Below are 15886 nucleotides of genomic sequence, written 5' to 3' on the forward strand. Positions count from 1 at the left end.
AATACGAAAAGCACGCCTTAAAGAAATCGTTAAAAAAGCAAACGACCTTAAAAAGGAGTAAATTGAATTTTTTATAAAGAATTTTCTTTTATTTCTTGAACCACTTCAGGATTTAAAAGTGTGCTAATGTCACCAATATTTTCAATGTCGTTTGAAGCAATTTTTCTTAAAATACGACGCATAATTTTTCCACTTCTTGTTTTAGGTAAACCAGTTGTAAATTGAATCTTATCTAACTTAGCGATTGGTCCTATTCTATCCGTAATAAGTTGATTAATTTCTTTCCGAACATTATCATGATTTCGGTCTTCACTAGTATCTTTTAAGGTTACAAAGCCGTAAAGTGCATTTCCTTTAACATCATGAGGAAAACCAACAATAGCAGATTCCGCAACGGCTTGATGCTCATTAATTGCATCCTCAATTGGTGCAGTACCCAAATTATGACCAGAAACAATAATGACATCATCGACACGACCCGTGATACGATAGTAACCTACTTCATCTCGTAAAGCGCCATCACCCGTAAAATACATATTATTAAAAGCTGAGAAATAGGTGTCTTTATAGCGTTGATGATTTCCCCAAATGGTTCGTGCCATAGATGGCCAAGGTGCTTTTATACACAAACGACCTTCAACTTGATTTTCTTTTAATTCATTTCCATTCTCATCCATTAACGCTGGCTGAATTCCTATAAATGGTAAGGTGGCATACGTTGGCTTAGTAGGCGTAGAAAATGGTATTGGCGTTATCATTATTCCGCCTGTTTCGGTTTGCCACCACGTATCTACAATTGGGCTTTTTTTCTTTCCTATATTTTCATTATACCAATGCCAAGCTTCTTCATTTATAGGCTCGCCTACAGTTCCCAAAACTTTTAATGAAGATAAGTCGTGTTTTTCAACCAACTTTGTACCATGCTTTGCTAATGCACGTATAGCGGTTGGTGCTGTGTAAAATTGATTGACTTTATGCTTTTCTACAATTTCCCAAAAACGTCCAAAATCTGGATAACTCGGTACACCCTCAAACATAACAGTAGTTGCACCATTTACTAAAGGTCCATAAACAATATAACTATGACCAGTTATCCAACCAATATCGGCCGTACACCAATACACATCATCTTCTCGATAATCGAATACATTTTTAAACGTATAAGCCGAATATACCATATAGCCAGCGGTAGTATGCATCATCCCTTTAGGTTTTCCAGTTGAGCCAGATGTATAAAGAATAAATAACGGGTCTTCCGCATCCATCAATTCAATATTGCAATCGCTATATGCTTCATCTAGCAATGGTTGTAACCATTCGTCACGACCATTCTTCATATTAATTTCAGAATCAATTCGCTTTGCGACCAAAACTGTTTTTACGCCTTCGCATTTATCTAAAGCATCATCAACAATACCTTTTAAATCAATAGTCTTATCACCACGGTAAGAACCGTTGGAAGTAATAACCATTTTAGCATCACAATCATTAATTCTGGTAGCTAAAGCAGAAGAAGAAAATCCAGCAAAAACAACGGAATGTACTGCCCCAATTCTTGCACAAGCTAAAACCGAAATAGCCAATTCTGGAATCATTGGCAAATACATACAAACGCGGTCACCTTTTTTAATACCTTTATCTTTTAGCACGTTAGCAAATTTACAGACGCGCTCATGTAGTTGTTTGTAACTAATATGTTCGCTTGGCTCTTCAGGATGATTAGGCTCAAATAGAATAGCTGTTTTATCGCCACGTGTTCTTAAATGACGATCTATACAATTTTCGGTAATGTTTAGTTTTGCACCTTCAAACCATTTCACTTCAGGTTTTGTAAAATCCCATTTTAAAACAGTTTTCCATTTTTTTCGCCATGTAAAATGCTCTTCAGCAATTTCTTCCCAAAAACCTTCAGGATTCTCTACTGATTTGCGATAGACTTGAAAATATTCTTCGAAATTTTTTATATGGTAGTTGCTCATTTTTAATTTTAATTTTCAGACTTCAATTTATTAAAATAAATTTTAGAAGCTCTAATTACTTTTGGTGCTAAAATAAGAGTTGCCGTCATTGTAGGTATGGCCATTAGCGCAAAAACACCATCTATAAAGTTTATCATAGCTTTAAAGTCTGTCGTAGCTGCCAAAATAATACTAGCAATGTATAAGTAGTTATAGTAGTGTTTTCGCTTTGCACCAATAAGAAAAGACAAACATTTATTACCATAATAGGCATAAGAAAACAAGGACGACACACTAAAGACAAACACGCAAATCATTAACAAATACTGACCAAAACCTGGCATCGCCGATTGAAAAGCAGCGGCTGTTAAGCTTACGCCATTGGTGTTCGTTGTTTCCCAAACACCTGTAACTAAAATTGCTAAAGCTGTTAGTGTACAAACAATTAATGTGTCTATAGCTGGTCCAAGCATAGCTACTAAACCTTCTCTGATAGGTTCGTTGGTTTTTGCGGCGCCGTGTGCCATCGCTGCTGTTCCGAGACCAGCTTCGTTTGAGAAAGCACCTCGCTTTATACCGTGTAAAATCAAAGCTCCTAAAACGCCACCAAGAAATGGTTTATCCTTTGGGTAATAATCAGCATTAAAAGCATCAGTAACTATCATTGCTAAATATTTAGGGACTTCAGAAAAGTTTACAACCAGAATTATTAAAACTAATATAAAATATAATACCACCATTGAGGGTACCATTTTAGATGCCCAATTGCTAATACGCTTTAGTCCACCAAGGACGACTATGCTTGTGAAAATAACTAAAACACCAGCAATTATTAAGTTAGTAGTCAAATTTACTTCAACGCCATTTGGAATTAAAATAATATCATTAATCGCTTGTTTTAATTGATTGACGTTTACCACTGGTAAAGCACCCAACATTCCAAAAAAACTAAACATTATAGCTAGGAACTTCCAGTTTTTCCCAAGACCTTCGACTATAAAATACATTGGTCCGCCTTGTAGCTCTCCTGCAGAATCTTTTCCTCTATATAAAATTGCTAAAGAAGACGTGAAAAACTTTGTACTCATACCAATTACAGCACTAATCCACATCCAAAAAACTGCTCCTGGTCCACCAATAGCAATAGCTAAAGCCACACCTGATATATTACCCATGCCAATGGTTGAAGACAATGCTGTTGTTAAAGCCTTGAAATGAGATATTTCACCAGAATCATTAGGATCATCAAATTTTCCTCGTAACACTTTTATGGCGTGTCCTAGATATCTAAAAGGTAAAAATTGTGAACGAATGATAAGATACAATCCGCCACCAACTAATAAAATAAGGAGTGGCAAACCCCAAGCGAACTCAGAAAATACTGAAAAAATAGAGTTGAGTCTTTCCATGTAAGGTTAAAATTAGAAAAATTATCTTATTGTAATCTTTTTTATCAATGTTTAATTTTTTCTCTTTAAAAACAATTTATAATGTTCTTATATAAATCTTTTAGGCGTTTTTAAAAAATTAAGTTTAATTTCATTCTCCACTCAAATTCCTATATTTACGTAACTAATTCAATCTACCTTGTCGTCTACCCAACGCCTCTATTTTATTGATGCCGTACGAGCATTTGCTATATTAATGATGCTTCAGGGTCATTTTATTGATACACTATTAGCACCAGAATTTAGAGATAAAACTTACGATGCCTTTAGAATTTGGTCTTATTTTAGAGGTATAACAGCTCCTACTTTTTTTACCATTTCAGGACTGATTTTCACTTATTTATTACTTAAAGCTAAAGAAAAAGGCAACGAAAAACTCCGTATGAAAAAAGGGATTAATCGTGGTTTGATGTTAATTGGTATTGGCTATTTGCTTCGTGCACCTTTTTTAAGTTGGCTTACCGGCCATTTTAATTCCTATTTTTTTGTGACAGATGTATTACAAATTATCGGTTTGTCATTGATTTTTGTGGTTATATTATATTACATATGTTTTAAAAATGTAACACTGTTTTCGGTAATAACAATCGTATTGGGATTTCTAATATTTTTAACAGAACCAATGTATCGAGAAGTTAGTTTTGAGAACATACCATTATTATTTTCAAATTACATATCTAAAGCAAATGGCTCTGTCTTTAAAATTATTCCCTGGTTTGGATATATTGCCTTTGGTGCGTTTATTGCCACTTTATTTTATCGCCATTTAGATAAACCAAATTTTAAACCAGTCACCGTTTCAGTATTTTTTATTATAGGCTATTTCTTAATAGAAAAATCTTCAATAGCCTTATTTTACTTACACAAGTGGACAGATATAAAACTATTTATTGACTCTGCAAATTATAATTATTTATTCTCTCGTTTAGGAAATGTATTTTTATATTTTGCTATATTTTATGGCTTAGAACGTTACTTAAAGCCACCATTATTACTAAAAATTGGACAGAAAACTTTGTCGATTTACGTTATTCATTTCATAATAATTTATGGAAGTTTTACAGGTTTTGGCTTACATCAACTGATTGGTAAAACATTAAACCCATATGAAGCCGTCATCGGAGCGATTGGCTTTTTAGTAATTGTTTGTATTATTTCTTTTCATTACGTTAAGACAAATGCATATATATACGAAAAACTCCGTCTTCTATTTTTTAAACTGAAAGGAAATTCGAAGACTTAACGACAAACTGATAAAACACTATAACAAATCATAAAATATCATAAATTGAACAAATACATATTTACTTTATTTATCTTATTTCTAACTCTTCAATCTGAAGCACAAACCGAATATTTAGATTCCCTTTATGCGGTTGAAAAATCAACACACACTTATTTAAAACTGGGTAAAAAAGATAGTCTTCAATTAGATTTTTACAAACCAGTAGGTGACCAAAAAAAACGTCCTCTACTACTCTATGTTCATGGTGGTGGATTTTCGGGCGGTCAACGAGATGATGAAAATACGATTCAGTTTTCCTATAAGATGGCTGAAAAAGGCTATGCTGTTGCTTCTATTTCGTATCAATTGATTATGAAAAAAATAGGTTTTGGTTGCGACACTAAAACAAAAGAAAAAATAAAAGCTTTTGACACAGCTGCGGAGGATATTAGTGAAGCCATAAAATTTATATTAAAGAATGATGATATTTTTAACGTGGATGAAGAAAAAGTGGTGATTTCAGGCACAAGCGCTGGTGCTGAAGCTGTATTGCATTTAGCTTATGTTCATGAAAATATAATATTGCCTCGAAAATTTAAATTTGCTGGTGTAATTGGTATGGCTGGCGCCATAATTAATATTAATAATGTAACTTCAGAGACTGCAATACCAACACAACTATTTCATGGAACAAACGATAATTTGGTGCCCTATTATATTGCGGCTCATCATTATTGCAGCCCAAATGATAAAGGCTACATGATGCTTTATGGTAGTCGTGCCATTGCAGACAGACTTAAAGGACTAGGCAAAACATATTATTTGTTTTCTATAAACGGAGGTACACATAGTTGGTCCGGAATTCCAATGAGTCGCTGTATTATGGAAGTTACGGACTTTTTATATAATGATGTGCTCAATAACGCAAAACGACAGACAGAGCGTACTATTGGACTTTAGTTATAAGCTTCGTACCAACTAAAAGTATCCTTTATAATTTTTTCTTTTTCAGATTGAATATATTTTAGGTATTCTGATGCAACTGGAGATAATTTTTTGGATTGGAGCCAAATTAAATTCCAATTGGTTTTAATAGGTAAATTTTTAAAAGGTATTATTTGAAGCTCATTATCCTTCAACTCATTTTTTAAACCAATTAATGGCATTATAGAAATTCCCAAGCCAGCAATTAAAGCTTGTTTTAAGGCTTCGTTAGATTTTAGTTCTATTTTCTTCTTATCAGGGACATTTAAACTTGATAAAAACTTCTCCATTGCCGCTCTGGTTGCAGAACCTTTCTCGCGATAAATAATAGGATGTTTTTCGAAAATAGTTTTTGTAATACGCTTATTCTGTAAACTGAAATTAGTACTACTTACCAAAAAAAGCTTATTCTGCATTAGCTCTATTTTGTTTAAACTTAAGTGTTCTGGCAATACAGAAACCATCGCAAAATCAACCTCGTTATTTTCTAAACTTTTAATAACTTCAGCCTTATTGGTAACATCCATTAGTAAATCTACTCCTGGATGTTTTTCCATAAAACCGCTTAAAAAGTAAGGCATAGCATATTTCGCAGTCGATACTATTGCAATTTTTAGTTTTCCTGCTAATTTACCTTGTTGAGATAGCGTTTTGTAATTAATGGCTTCCACTTCGGCTAATATTTTTTCAGCAGCTTCAGCTATTTCTCTTCCAAAATCTGTAACGTACAATTGTCTTCCAACGACTTCGGTTAAAGGAATTGAAAATTGGTCCTGAAACTTTTTTAGTTGCATAGAAACGGCAGGTTGACTCAAAAAAAGTTCTTCCGAAGCCTTCGTTACACTCTTTAGTTCCACGACTTTCGAGAATATTTGAAGTTGATGCAATGTGTAATTCATAAGTTATACTTATATATATCATAACAAATATATATAAAAATGTATGAATAATTTGTTTCAATTTTGCAGCGTCTAAAACTACAAACGCCATGAAACAAAATTTTATTCAGCATCAAAATCAAAATGCTAAAACTCAAAAAGAAAAAACGTTCTCTAAAAGCTATAAAGACGCATCTAAAAAAGATATCCGTTCTGGACTTCAAGCAGCAGGATTAGTTTTAACACTAATGTTGGCCTTAGGTTTTACATTTTATGGCAATTCAATTTTTTCTGAAAAGATTGCTTTATGCCTCTATATCGTCGTAGGAATATTATTTATTAAACTTTGTGAATCTTCAAAATAAAAATAACTAAACACTTAAAATTATGTCATTAGAAACTAAAGAAAACACGCTAGTAAAAACAAAACAAGAAGTTCAACTTGTTGAAGGTCAATTTTCATGTTCGGAAGCTTCACACGTTATAAACGAATTAATTAACGAAAAAATTAACTTTCATAAATTACAACGTTTAAGCCTTTGCGAAGGAAATGAAAACGCAGATACACACTACGCAACCAACAGAATTGCAGAGTTAGAAAACGAAAAACTAATTGCAAAATCATATATTGACAAAGCTCGCAAAGAAGGATACGATGTGTTTATAGATGGTGTTTTAGAAATACGATTTGTAAAAAAATAACTAACCATTTTAAATCCCGCTTAACCAGCGGGATTTTTTCAAACTAACCTTTATTTTAATACAAGCTTATATCTCTTTCTGAGTTTATAGGACTAACCGCTTATGTCATGGATTTAAACTTATTATTTGACAATCTCACTAATCCTGCGCTTTTATTTTTCTTTCTAGGTATTATTGCTGTGCAAGTAAAAAGCGACTTAGCATTACCAGAAAATTCTTCAAAATTTATCTCATTATATCTTTTATTATCTATTGGTTTTAAAGGCGGACATGAGTTAGCACATAGCACACTAAACACCGAAATTATTCTATCGTTATTACTGGGAATTCTACTCGCTGTCATTGTTCCTTTTTACACTTACTTTATCTTAAGGCGAAAATTTAATGTCGTCAATTCTGGTGCAATTGCTGCAACATACGGTTCTATTAGTGCTGTAACATTTGTAACAGCAGTTTCCTTTTTAGAAATAGCAGATATTCCGTTTAGTGGACACATGGTAGCCATTATGGCATTGATGGAAGCACCATCGATTATTGTAGGTGTTTTACTTATTTCTATTTACGATAAAACAAATAAAACAGATATTTCTATTCCGAAATTGGTTAAACACTCTTTTACCAATGGAAGCGTGCTTTTAATATTAGGAAGCCTTATTATAGGAATGCTTACAAGTGATGCTCAAGCTGAAGGTATAAAGCCATTTACTACAGATATTTTTAAAGGCTTTTTGATGGTTTTTTTATTAGATATGGGAATAACAAGTGGAAAAAAATTGGGGTCTTTCTTAAAAAAAGGATGGTTTGCATTTCTCTTTGCCATTATAATACCTATAATAAATGGTGTAACAGTTGCTGTTGTTAGTGGTTGGATTACGGATAGCGTCGGAAATCGATTGTTGTTTTCCATTTTAGCGGCAAGTGCTTCTTACATCGCAGTGCCAGCAGCAATGCGTTTAGCAGCACCAAAAGCGAATCCAAGTTTGTATTTACCAATGGCTTTGGCCATTACATTCCCATTTAATATAACGCTTGGGCTACCGCTCTATTTGGGCGTTATAAACTGTTTTTAAAATCAGTTATTGTTTTTTACTTAGATGTCTCTAAATAATTTAGCACGTTTTTTTCAATTCGAAGCTGAATGTTAGAGACATCTGCTTTTACGAATGTTTCGCCAGTAATATTCTCGTATAGTTCAATATATCGTTCGCTAACAGATTCTATGTATTCGTCTGACATTTCCGGAACGGTTTGTCCTTCTAATCCTTGAAAATTATTTGATATCAACCACTGACGCACAAATTCTTTGGATAATTGTTTTTGGGCTTCTCCTCTGCACTGGCGTTCTTCATAACCATCTGCATAGAAGTAACGTGAAGAATCTGGCGTATGGATTTCGTCAATCAACACAATTTTTCCGTCTTTGGTTTTTCCGAATTCGTATTTGGTATCGACTAAAATTAGTCCACGGCTTGCCGCGATTTCTGTTCCACGTTGAAATAGTTTACGGGTATAATCTTCGAGAACTATGTAATCTTCTTCAGACACAATGCCTCGTTTTAGGATATCTTCTCTAGAAATATCTTCGTCATGGTCACCCATTTCGGCTTTGGTTGCTGGTGTAATGATTGGATTTGGGAATTTGTCGTTTTCTTTCATGCCTTCTGGCATTGCAACGCCGCAAAGCATGCGTTTACCAACTTTATATTCTCGTGCAGCATGACCAGACATGTAACCACGAATAACCATTTCTACTTTAAAAGGCTCGCACAAATGTCCTACTGCAACATTTGGGTCTGGTGTAGCTACGAGCCAGTTTGTCACTATATCTTCTGTAGCCTTCATCATTTGAGTAGCAATTTGGTTAAGGATTTGACCTTTATACGGAATTCCTTTTGGCATAACCACATCAAAAGCCGAAAGTCTATCTGTAGCAATCATTACCAATTGTTCGTCATTGATGTTATATACTTCTCTTACTTTTCCTTTGTAAACACTTTTCTGATTTGGAAAACTAAAGTTGGTGTCTGTAATTGTGTTCATTCCCTTTCTATCTTTCAGACATCTTTCCCTAAAGGAAAGAAACCGATTTTATACTATTTATTTATTCAATTAAAAAAAAGTTACTCTTAAATCAATTAATAACTTTCTAGTTTAGCCCAGATGGAGGCATTTGTTGAAGCTCCTCGAAGAGAGCGACTGCCGAGAGCTGGAAATAGCTCCAAAAAACATATTTCTTTATCTTATTATTAATTACTAATCTCTATTCTCAATTTCTTTATATGCTGCAATAACTTTCTTTACTAACTTATGACGAATAACATCCTTATCATCTAAATAAATCATGCCAATACCTTCGACATTTTTGAGAACCAAAAGTGCTTCCTTAAGACCAGAAATTGTACGACGCGGTAAATCAACTTGCCCTGGGTCGCCAGTGAGCAAAAACTTAGCGTTTTTCCCCATTCGGGTTAAAAACATTTTCATTTGATTGTGCGTGGTGTTTTGGCCTTCATCTAAAATTACAAAGGCATTATCTAAAGTACGACCACGCATAAACGCTAATGGCGCAATTTGTATGGTACCTTTTTCTATGTAATTGGCGAGTTTTTCTGCAGGAATCATATCGCGTAATGCATCGTATAGCGGTTGCATGTACGGATCTAGTTTTTCTTTTAAATCGCCTGGCAAAAATCCGAGATTTTCTCCTGCTTCTACAGCTGGTCTTGTTAAAATGATACGTTTAACTTGCTTCTTTTTTAATGCCTCAACAGCGAGTGCAACGCCTGTGTATGTTTTTCCTGTTCCGGCAGGACCAATAGCAAACACCATATCATTTTTGCGCATACTCTCTACTAACTTTCGCTGATTTGCGGTTTGGGCTTTTATTAGTTTTCCACCAACGCCATGGACAATAACTTCGCCACTTTGTGCGGATGTGTTATAGTCGTCACTGGTTTGACTTGTTAATACACGCTCTATAACATTTTCATCTAATTTGTTGTATTTGCCAAAATGATTCATGAGCATTGTCATGCGACGATCAAATTCTTCTAGCAGCTCTTCATCGCCATAGGCCATGATTTTATTGCCGCGCGCAACGATTTTTAATTTTGGAAAAAACTTTTTAAGTAAAGTAATATTGGCGTTTTGAGCACCAAAAAATTCTTTAGGCGAAACTTCTTCGAGTTCTAAGATAAATTCATTCAAAAGCAAGCTGGATTTAGTGAATATATATGTTTAATTTTAATAGCTTTGTATTGTAACAAATCTAACAAATTTAATCGCGTAGTAGATTAAAAAAATATTAACAATTCGGTAAATGCCCATCATAACTTTAACGACAGATTTTGGAGAAAAAGACCATTTTGCGGGTGCTGTTAAAGGTGCTATTTATAGCGAACTTTCTGATGTAAGAATTGTTGATGTTTCGCATTCTATTTCTCCATTTAATATCATTGAAGCGGCGTATACCATACAAAATGCGTATAGCAGTTTTCCTAAAGGCACGATACATATTATAGGTATTGATTCTGAGCTTAGCCCAGAAAATAAGCACATTGCTGTACAATTAGACGATCACTATTTTATCTGCGCCAATAACGGAATTATGAGCATGATTTGTCAAGATATTGTACCCGATAAAATTGTTGAAATTAATATACACGATAAGATACAGACTAGTTTCCCAGTGCTCGATGTTTTTGTAAAAGTGGCTTGCCATATTGCACGTGGCGGAACGCTAGAAGTGATTGGCAAAGTTATTAACAATATAAAACCTATTAAATATTTGGTACCTTTTGTTAATGACGATAAAACTCAAATTATTGGTACTGTTATTCATATTGATAATTACGGAAACGTCATCACAAATATTAAACGTAAATTTTTTGAAAACATACAAAAAACACGAAACTACCAAATTGCTGCACGCAGTTATAAATTTAAAAAAGTGTATAATAGATATGGTGATTTTATAAATTTTGATATTCCTGAAAATAAACGTGATGACGAAGGAAAAGCACTTGTTGTTTTTAATGCATCAGATTATCTAGAAATTGCTGTTTACAAAAGTAATTGTAGTACAGTTGGTAGTGCATCTACACTTATGGGACTGAAAGCTATGGATACAGTAACAGTGACATTTGATAAAATTTAATATGTTAGTACGAATTGTAAAACTTAGTTTTAAGCCTGAGAAAATAGATGAATTTTTAGCTAATTTTGAAGCAAATAAATTGAAGATTCGTGCGTTTGAAGGCTGTCATTTTTTAGAGTTATACAGAGAGCAAAACAATACAAACGTATTTTTTACGTATAGCTATTGGACATCAGAAACCGAATTGAATAATTACAGACATTCGGAATTATTTAAAAGCGTTTGGGCAAAAACCAAACCTATATTTAATGCGAAACCTGAAGCTTGGAGTGTGGAAAAACTCGCTTCGCTTGAGTGATGAGTGAAAAAATACTCTTGAAAAGGCGCAAAGTGGAATTAGGAAAATTATTGATTTTTAAATAAATAAAAACTGAGACTGAACACTGAATACTAAGAATAATGTTAGCAATATTAAAAAAAGAAATAAACACCTTTTTCGCTTCACCAATTGGTTATTTGGTAATTGCGGCGTTTTTAGTGCTTAACGGTTTGTTTCTTTGGGTATTTACTGGAGAATTTAATGTGTTGGATAATGGTTATGCAGATTTGTCCTCTTTCTTTTTATTAGCACCTTGGATACTAATTTTTTTAGTTCCCGCTGTGACGATGCGCAGTTTCAGCGACGAAAAAAAACAAGGCACTTTGGAGTTGTTGATCACAAAACCAATTTCGCATCTACAGATTGTTTTAGGAAAATATTTTGGAGCATTTTTGCTGATTGTAATCGCTTTAATTCCCACATTACTTTACGTTTTTACCATTTACAAACTAGGCAATCCAGAAGGTAATTTAGATTTCGGCAGTACACTTGGCTCTTATTTTGGACTTCTATTTTTGGTGGCTGCTTATACCGCAATTGGTATTTTTGCATCAAGTGTTACAGATAATCAGATTGTGGCATTTATCATTGCAATATTTATATGCTTTATATTCTATTTTGGATTTAATGGTATTTCGAGTTACAACTTATTTGGCTCAGGGTTTAATTTTGAAACTCTCGGCATGTCTTCTCATTATAAAAGCATGAGTCGCGGCGTTATTGATACTCGCGATTTAGTCTATTTTATAAGTATTGCTGCATTTTTCATTTTACTTACTAAACTTAACATAAAGCAGAAATAAATGATAATTACACCCGTATTAGTTGTTTTTTTAGTGATTGTTTTTGTACTTCTGTTTTTGTTTTTAAAAACAGTTGATAAGCGTAATTGGTTGGTCTTTATAATTAGTTTGGTGTTGACGCCTATCGTTTACTTTTATGTAGTTTATCCGTTTATAAATATTGTAAGTAGTTACCATCATCAAAAATACTTTGATGCAGAAGCTTGGGAAGAAAAGCCCGCATTACGTTACGAAATGATTGATTCTACTATAGAAACCGATACATTGATTGGGCTAACAAAACCTCAAGTAAAATCACTTCTTGGTGAAGCCGAATGGTTAACTTGGAACGACGCCATTAAAGCACACAATCCAGATAGATGGAACTATGGGTTAGGTATAGAACCAGGTGCATTTACCGAAGAAAAAAGTAATGTAGAAATTCTATTTGAAAACGGAAAAGTATCTGCATTGAGGCCATACACAGAACCTATTACTTTTGAAACTATTGAAGACAAATAAACTTACATATATCATTTCGGTTATTGCTGCTGTCATTTTGATTAATGTTTTGGCTAGCTATGTATTTAAACGTTTCGATTTAACTAAAGACAATCGTTATACACTTTCAGAAACCACAAAAAACATTATAGATTCAGCAGATACGCCACTTATAATTGATATTTTCTTGGAAGGCGATTTACCGTCGGAATTTAAATTACTTCAAACCGAAACAAAACAACTCATTGAAGAATTTCAGACTTTAAATCCTTTATTGAAGGTAAATTACATAGACCCATTAGCTGATGAAGCTAATCGTGATAACATCATAAGAGAACTCACTAAAACGGGGCTTGAACCGTATGTAAATAGCAAAAAAGTTAGTGGAAAAGTCACACAAGAACTCCTTTTTCCTTGGGGCTTTGCTAGCTATAAAAATCGAACAGTTAAAATTCCGCTTTTCAAAAAAAGTATTACTGAAGATTTACAAACACAAGTTGCTAACTCTGTACAACAGTTAGAATATAATTTTGCTGATGCCTTTAGTCAACTCACAAAGGAAAAATCTAAAACTGTAGCGGTTTTAAAAGGGAATGGTCAATTATCAGACATTTACATTGCAGATTTTCTTCAAACTATAAAACCGTACTACAATATTGCGCCCTTTACTTTAGACTCTGTGGCTACTAATCCAGTTTCGACATTAAAAAAAATTAAAAATTACGACCTTATTATTTCAGCAAAACCAAGCGAAGCTTTTACAGAAGAAGAAAAGTTGGTGCTCGACCAATATACCATGTCTGGCGGAAAAAGCATTTGGCTAACTGAATCTGTAATTATGGACCGCGATAGTCTTTACAATGATAACGGTAGTTCAGTAAGTATCGGAAGAGATTTAAATTTGACGGATTTCTTCTTTAAATATGGAGTCCGAGTTAATCAGAATTTGGTAAAAGATTTGTACTCTGCTCCTATTCCTTTAGCCATTGGCGAAGGAAACAATACTCAATTTCAACCTGTACAATGGCAGTATTCGCCTTTAGCAAAAGCGGATAATAATCACCCAATTAGCGATAATATCGATTTGGTAAAGTTCGATTTTGCAAGCCAAATTGATACGTTGAAAAACACAGTCAACAAAACAATTTTATTACAATCTTCTGACCGCACAAAGCTCGAAGGTCCTCTAAAAACCATTTCATTATCGTCAGTGACTCAACAACCAGATGTTGAAAATTATACTGAAGGAAATCAGAATTTGGCCGTTCTATTAGAAGGCAATTTTACTTCTGTTTATAAGAATAGAGTTTTGCCTTTTGAAATTGAAAATTTTTTAGATAAAAGTGAGTCTACAAAAATGGTTATTATTTCTGATGGAGATGTTATAAAAAATGAGGTATCTAGAAACCGACCAATGCAACTTGGCTTTGAACGCATTACTGGTAAAACCTTTGGAAATAAAGAATTTTTACTCAATGCAGTGAACTATCTTTTAGACGATACAGGACTTATAAACATTAGAGCAAAATCTGTAGAAATTGCGTTTTTAGATTCTGAAAAAACTGAAGCCCAAAAAACAACTTGGCAATTTATAAATTTGGTCTTACCATTAGTGATTTTAGGCATTTTTGGACTACTATTTAATTTTATTAGAAAGCGAAAATACACGCGATAAATCGCTTTATTCCTTCATTTTTAGTACAAATTATTGTTAATAAGTTTGTTTCCTTAAAACAAGTGTTTACGATATATTTGTAAGTAATATTGAATGTTAAAAATTCGGAATTAAATCCTATGAAATTTATAGTATCAAGTACTTATTTACTAAAGCAACTCCAGGTTTTAGGTGGCGTGATAAACAGCAGTAACACCTTACCAATTTTAGATAATTTTTTGTTTGAATTAAACCAGTCAAGCCTTACCGTTTCGGCAAGTGATTTAGAAACAACAATGGCTTCAAAAATTGAAGTCGAAAGTGATTCTGAAGGTAGTATCGCTTTACCAGCACGTTTACTTTTAGACACGTTAAAAACATTTCCTGAGCAACCATTAACTTTTGTTGTTGAAGATAACAACACGGTTGAAATCAGCTCTAATCACGGTAAATACGCCTTGGCGTATGCTGATGGCGCTGAATTCCCAAAGGCTGTTGCTTTAGATGATCCAAGCACAACAAAACTTGAAGCTGATATTTTAGCAACTGCAATCAGTAAAACCATTTTTGCTGCAGGAAACGATGATTTACGTCCTGTAATGAGTGGTGTTTTCTTTCAGTTTTCGCAAGAAAATTTAACTTTTGTAGCTACTGATGCTCACAAATTAGTAAAATACACTCGCGAAGATGTTTCTGCAGATGCCGTTGCCGAATTTATTATGCCTAAGAAACCTTTAAATCTTTTAAAAGGAATTCTTGCAGGAAGCGAAGATGATGTAACGATTGAGTATAACGATTCTAACGCAAAATTCACTTTCAATAATTCTGAATTGGTTTGCCGTTTAATCGATGGAAAATATCCAAATTACGAAGCTGTTATTCCAAATGAGAATCCTAACAAATTGGTTATCGACCGTACGCAATTTTTAAATTCTGTTCGTCGTGTGAGTATATTTTCAAATAAAACTACTCATCAAATTCGTTTAAAAATCGCTGGTGCCGAATTAAATATTTCTGCTGAAGATATCGATTATAGCAACAAAGCCGAAGAGCGCTTAAGCTGCGATTACCAAGGTGATGACATGCAAATTGGTTTCAACTCCCGTTTTTTAACAGAGATGATAAATAACTTAAGTTCGGACAACGTTCAGTTAGAAATGAGCTTACCAAACCGCGCTGGTATTTTAACACCGACTGATGGTTTAGATGAAGGCGAGCATGTAACGATGCTGGTTATGCCAGTTATGCTTAATAACTAAAACCATAAAATCTACAAAAG

16 protein-coding genes are annotated in these 15886 nt (G+C 33.7%); 11 read left to right on the forward strand and 5 right to left on the reverse strand.

Translation table 11 applies throughout. The features are described 5' to 3' along the window. Nucleotides 1-71: 71 nt before the first annotated feature. Nucleotides 72-1979: an acetate--CoA ligase gene (acs, locus tag ACFQ1Q_RS01525; protein ID WP_386127258.1), complete on the reverse strand. Its 1908-nt coding sequence runs from the start codon at nt 1977-1979 to the stop codon at nt 72-74. Nucleotides 1980-1987: 8 nt separating this feature from the next. Then, entirely contained in the window at nt 1988-3367 is a 1380-nt protein-coding gene (locus ACFQ1Q_RS01530) for an alanine/glycine:cation symporter family protein (protein ID WP_386127260.1), read from the reverse strand. 178 nt (nt 3368-3545) lie between these two features. On the opposite strand from ACFQ1Q_RS01530, the gene ACFQ1Q_RS01535 reads away from it, so the two are divergent. After that, nucleotides 3546-4649 (forward strand): heparan-alpha-glucosaminide N-acetyltransferase domain-containing protein, encoded by a 1104-nt coding sequence (locus tag ACFQ1Q_RS01535; protein WP_386127262.1) that lies wholly within the window; start codon nt 3546-3548, stop codon nt 4647-4649. 45 nt (nt 4650-4694) lie between these two features. Continuing rightward, the gene (locus ACFQ1Q_RS01540) at nt 4695-5591 is read left to right on the forward strand and encodes a carboxylesterase family protein (protein ID WP_386127264.1); all 897 of its coding nucleotides are present in this window, start codon (nt 4695-4697) and stop codon (nt 5589-5591) included. Here ACFQ1Q_RS01540 and ACFQ1Q_RS01545 read toward each other — a convergent pair. Next, a complete protein-coding gene (locus ACFQ1Q_RS01545) occupies nt 5588-6514 on the reverse strand; it encodes a LysR family transcriptional regulator (protein WP_386127266.1) in 927 nt (308 codons plus the stop codon). The two genes, ACFQ1Q_RS01540 and ACFQ1Q_RS01545, sit on opposite strands and share 4 nt — an antisense overlap. A gap of 89 nt (nt 6515-6603) precedes the next feature. On the opposite strand from ACFQ1Q_RS01545, the gene ACFQ1Q_RS01550 reads away from it, so the two are divergent. The 3 genes from ACFQ1Q_RS01550 (at nt 6604) to ACFQ1Q_RS01560 (ending at nt 8265) form a co-directional block, all read left to right on the forward strand. Then, a complete protein-coding gene (locus ACFQ1Q_RS01550) occupies nt 6604-6858 on the forward strand; it encodes a hypothetical protein (protein WP_386127268.1) in 255 nt (84 codons plus the stop codon). A 22-nt stretch (nt 6859-6880) separates the two neighbouring features. Then, nucleotides 6881-7195, forward strand: coding sequence for a hypothetical protein (locus ACFQ1Q_RS01555; RefSeq protein WP_386127270.1), 315 nt, complete (start codon nt 6881-6883; stop codon nt 7193-7195). 107 nt (nt 7196-7302) lie between these two features. Continuing rightward, a complete protein-coding gene (locus ACFQ1Q_RS01560) occupies nt 7303-8265 on the forward strand; it encodes a sodium-dependent bicarbonate transport family permease (protein WP_386127272.1) in 963 nt (320 codons plus the stop codon). Nucleotides 8266-8281: 16 nt separating this feature from the next. On the opposite strand, the gene ACFQ1Q_RS01565 is transcribed toward ACFQ1Q_RS01560, so the two are convergent. Both ACFQ1Q_RS01565 and ACFQ1Q_RS01570 read right to left on the reverse strand, forming a co-directional pair. Next, nucleotides 8282-9235 (reverse strand): phosphoribosylaminoimidazolesuccinocarboxamide synthase, encoded by a 954-nt coding sequence (locus tag ACFQ1Q_RS01565; RefSeq protein WP_386127274.1) that lies wholly within the window; start codon nt 9233-9235, stop codon nt 8282-8284. Nucleotides 9236-9448: 213 nt separating this feature from the next. After that, nucleotides 9449-10402 (reverse strand): PhoH family protein, encoded by a 954-nt coding sequence (locus ACFQ1Q_RS01570; protein WP_386127276.1) that lies wholly within the window; start codon nt 10400-10402, stop codon nt 9449-9451. 112 nt (nt 10403-10514) lie between these two features. Between ACFQ1Q_RS01570 and ACFQ1Q_RS01575 the strand changes: the two genes are divergently transcribed. The 6 genes from ACFQ1Q_RS01575 to dnaN all read left to right on the forward strand — a co-directional run bounded on the left by ACFQ1Q_RS01575 (nt 10515) and on the right by dnaN (nt 15866). Further along, complete coding sequence (locus ACFQ1Q_RS01575) at nt 10515-11351, forward strand: SAM hydrolase/SAM-dependent halogenase family protein (RefSeq protein ID WP_386127278.1); 837 nt, start codon at nt 10515-10517, stop codon at nt 11349-11351. A gap of 1 nt (nt 11352) precedes the next feature. Continuing rightward, on the forward strand, nt 11353-11649 hold the full coding sequence (locus tag ACFQ1Q_RS01580) for a putative quinol monooxygenase (protein WP_386127280.1): 297 nt from the start codon (nt 11353-11355) through the stop codon (nt 11647-11649). Nucleotides 11650-11750: 101 nt separating this feature from the next. Then, nucleotides 11751-12473, forward strand: coding sequence for a gliding motility-associated ABC transporter permease subunit GldF (gldF, locus tag ACFQ1Q_RS01585; RefSeq protein WP_386127282.1), 723 nt, complete (start codon nt 11751-11753; stop codon nt 12471-12473). Beyond that, nucleotides 12474-12974 carry a hypothetical protein gene (locus ACFQ1Q_RS01590; RefSeq protein WP_386127284.1) on the forward strand — a complete coding sequence of 167 codons (501 nt, stop codon included), beginning with the start codon at nt 12474-12476 and terminating at the stop codon, nt 12972-12974. Beyond that, the gene (gene gldG / locus ACFQ1Q_RS01595; RefSeq protein WP_386127286.1) at nt 12961-14628 is read left to right on the forward strand and encodes a gliding motility-associated ABC transporter substrate-binding protein GldG; all 1668 of its coding nucleotides are present in this window, start codon (nt 12961-12963) and stop codon (nt 14626-14628) included. The genes ACFQ1Q_RS01590 and gldG overlap by 14 nt, the downstream gene beginning before the upstream one ends. A gap of 119 nt (nt 14629-14747) precedes the next feature. After that, on the forward strand, nt 14748-15866 hold the full coding sequence (gene dnaN, locus ACFQ1Q_RS01600) for a DNA polymerase III subunit beta (RefSeq protein WP_386127288.1): 1119 nt from the start codon (nt 14748-14750) through the stop codon (nt 15864-15866). Nucleotides 15867-15886: the final 20 nt, after the last annotated feature.

It is taken from the genome of Winogradskyella litorisediminis (assembly GCF_042675765.1).
In the GTDB taxonomy this organism is placed as follows: domain Bacteria; phylum Bacteroidota; class Bacteroidia; order Flavobacteriales; family Flavobacteriaceae; genus Winogradskyella; species Winogradskyella litorisediminis.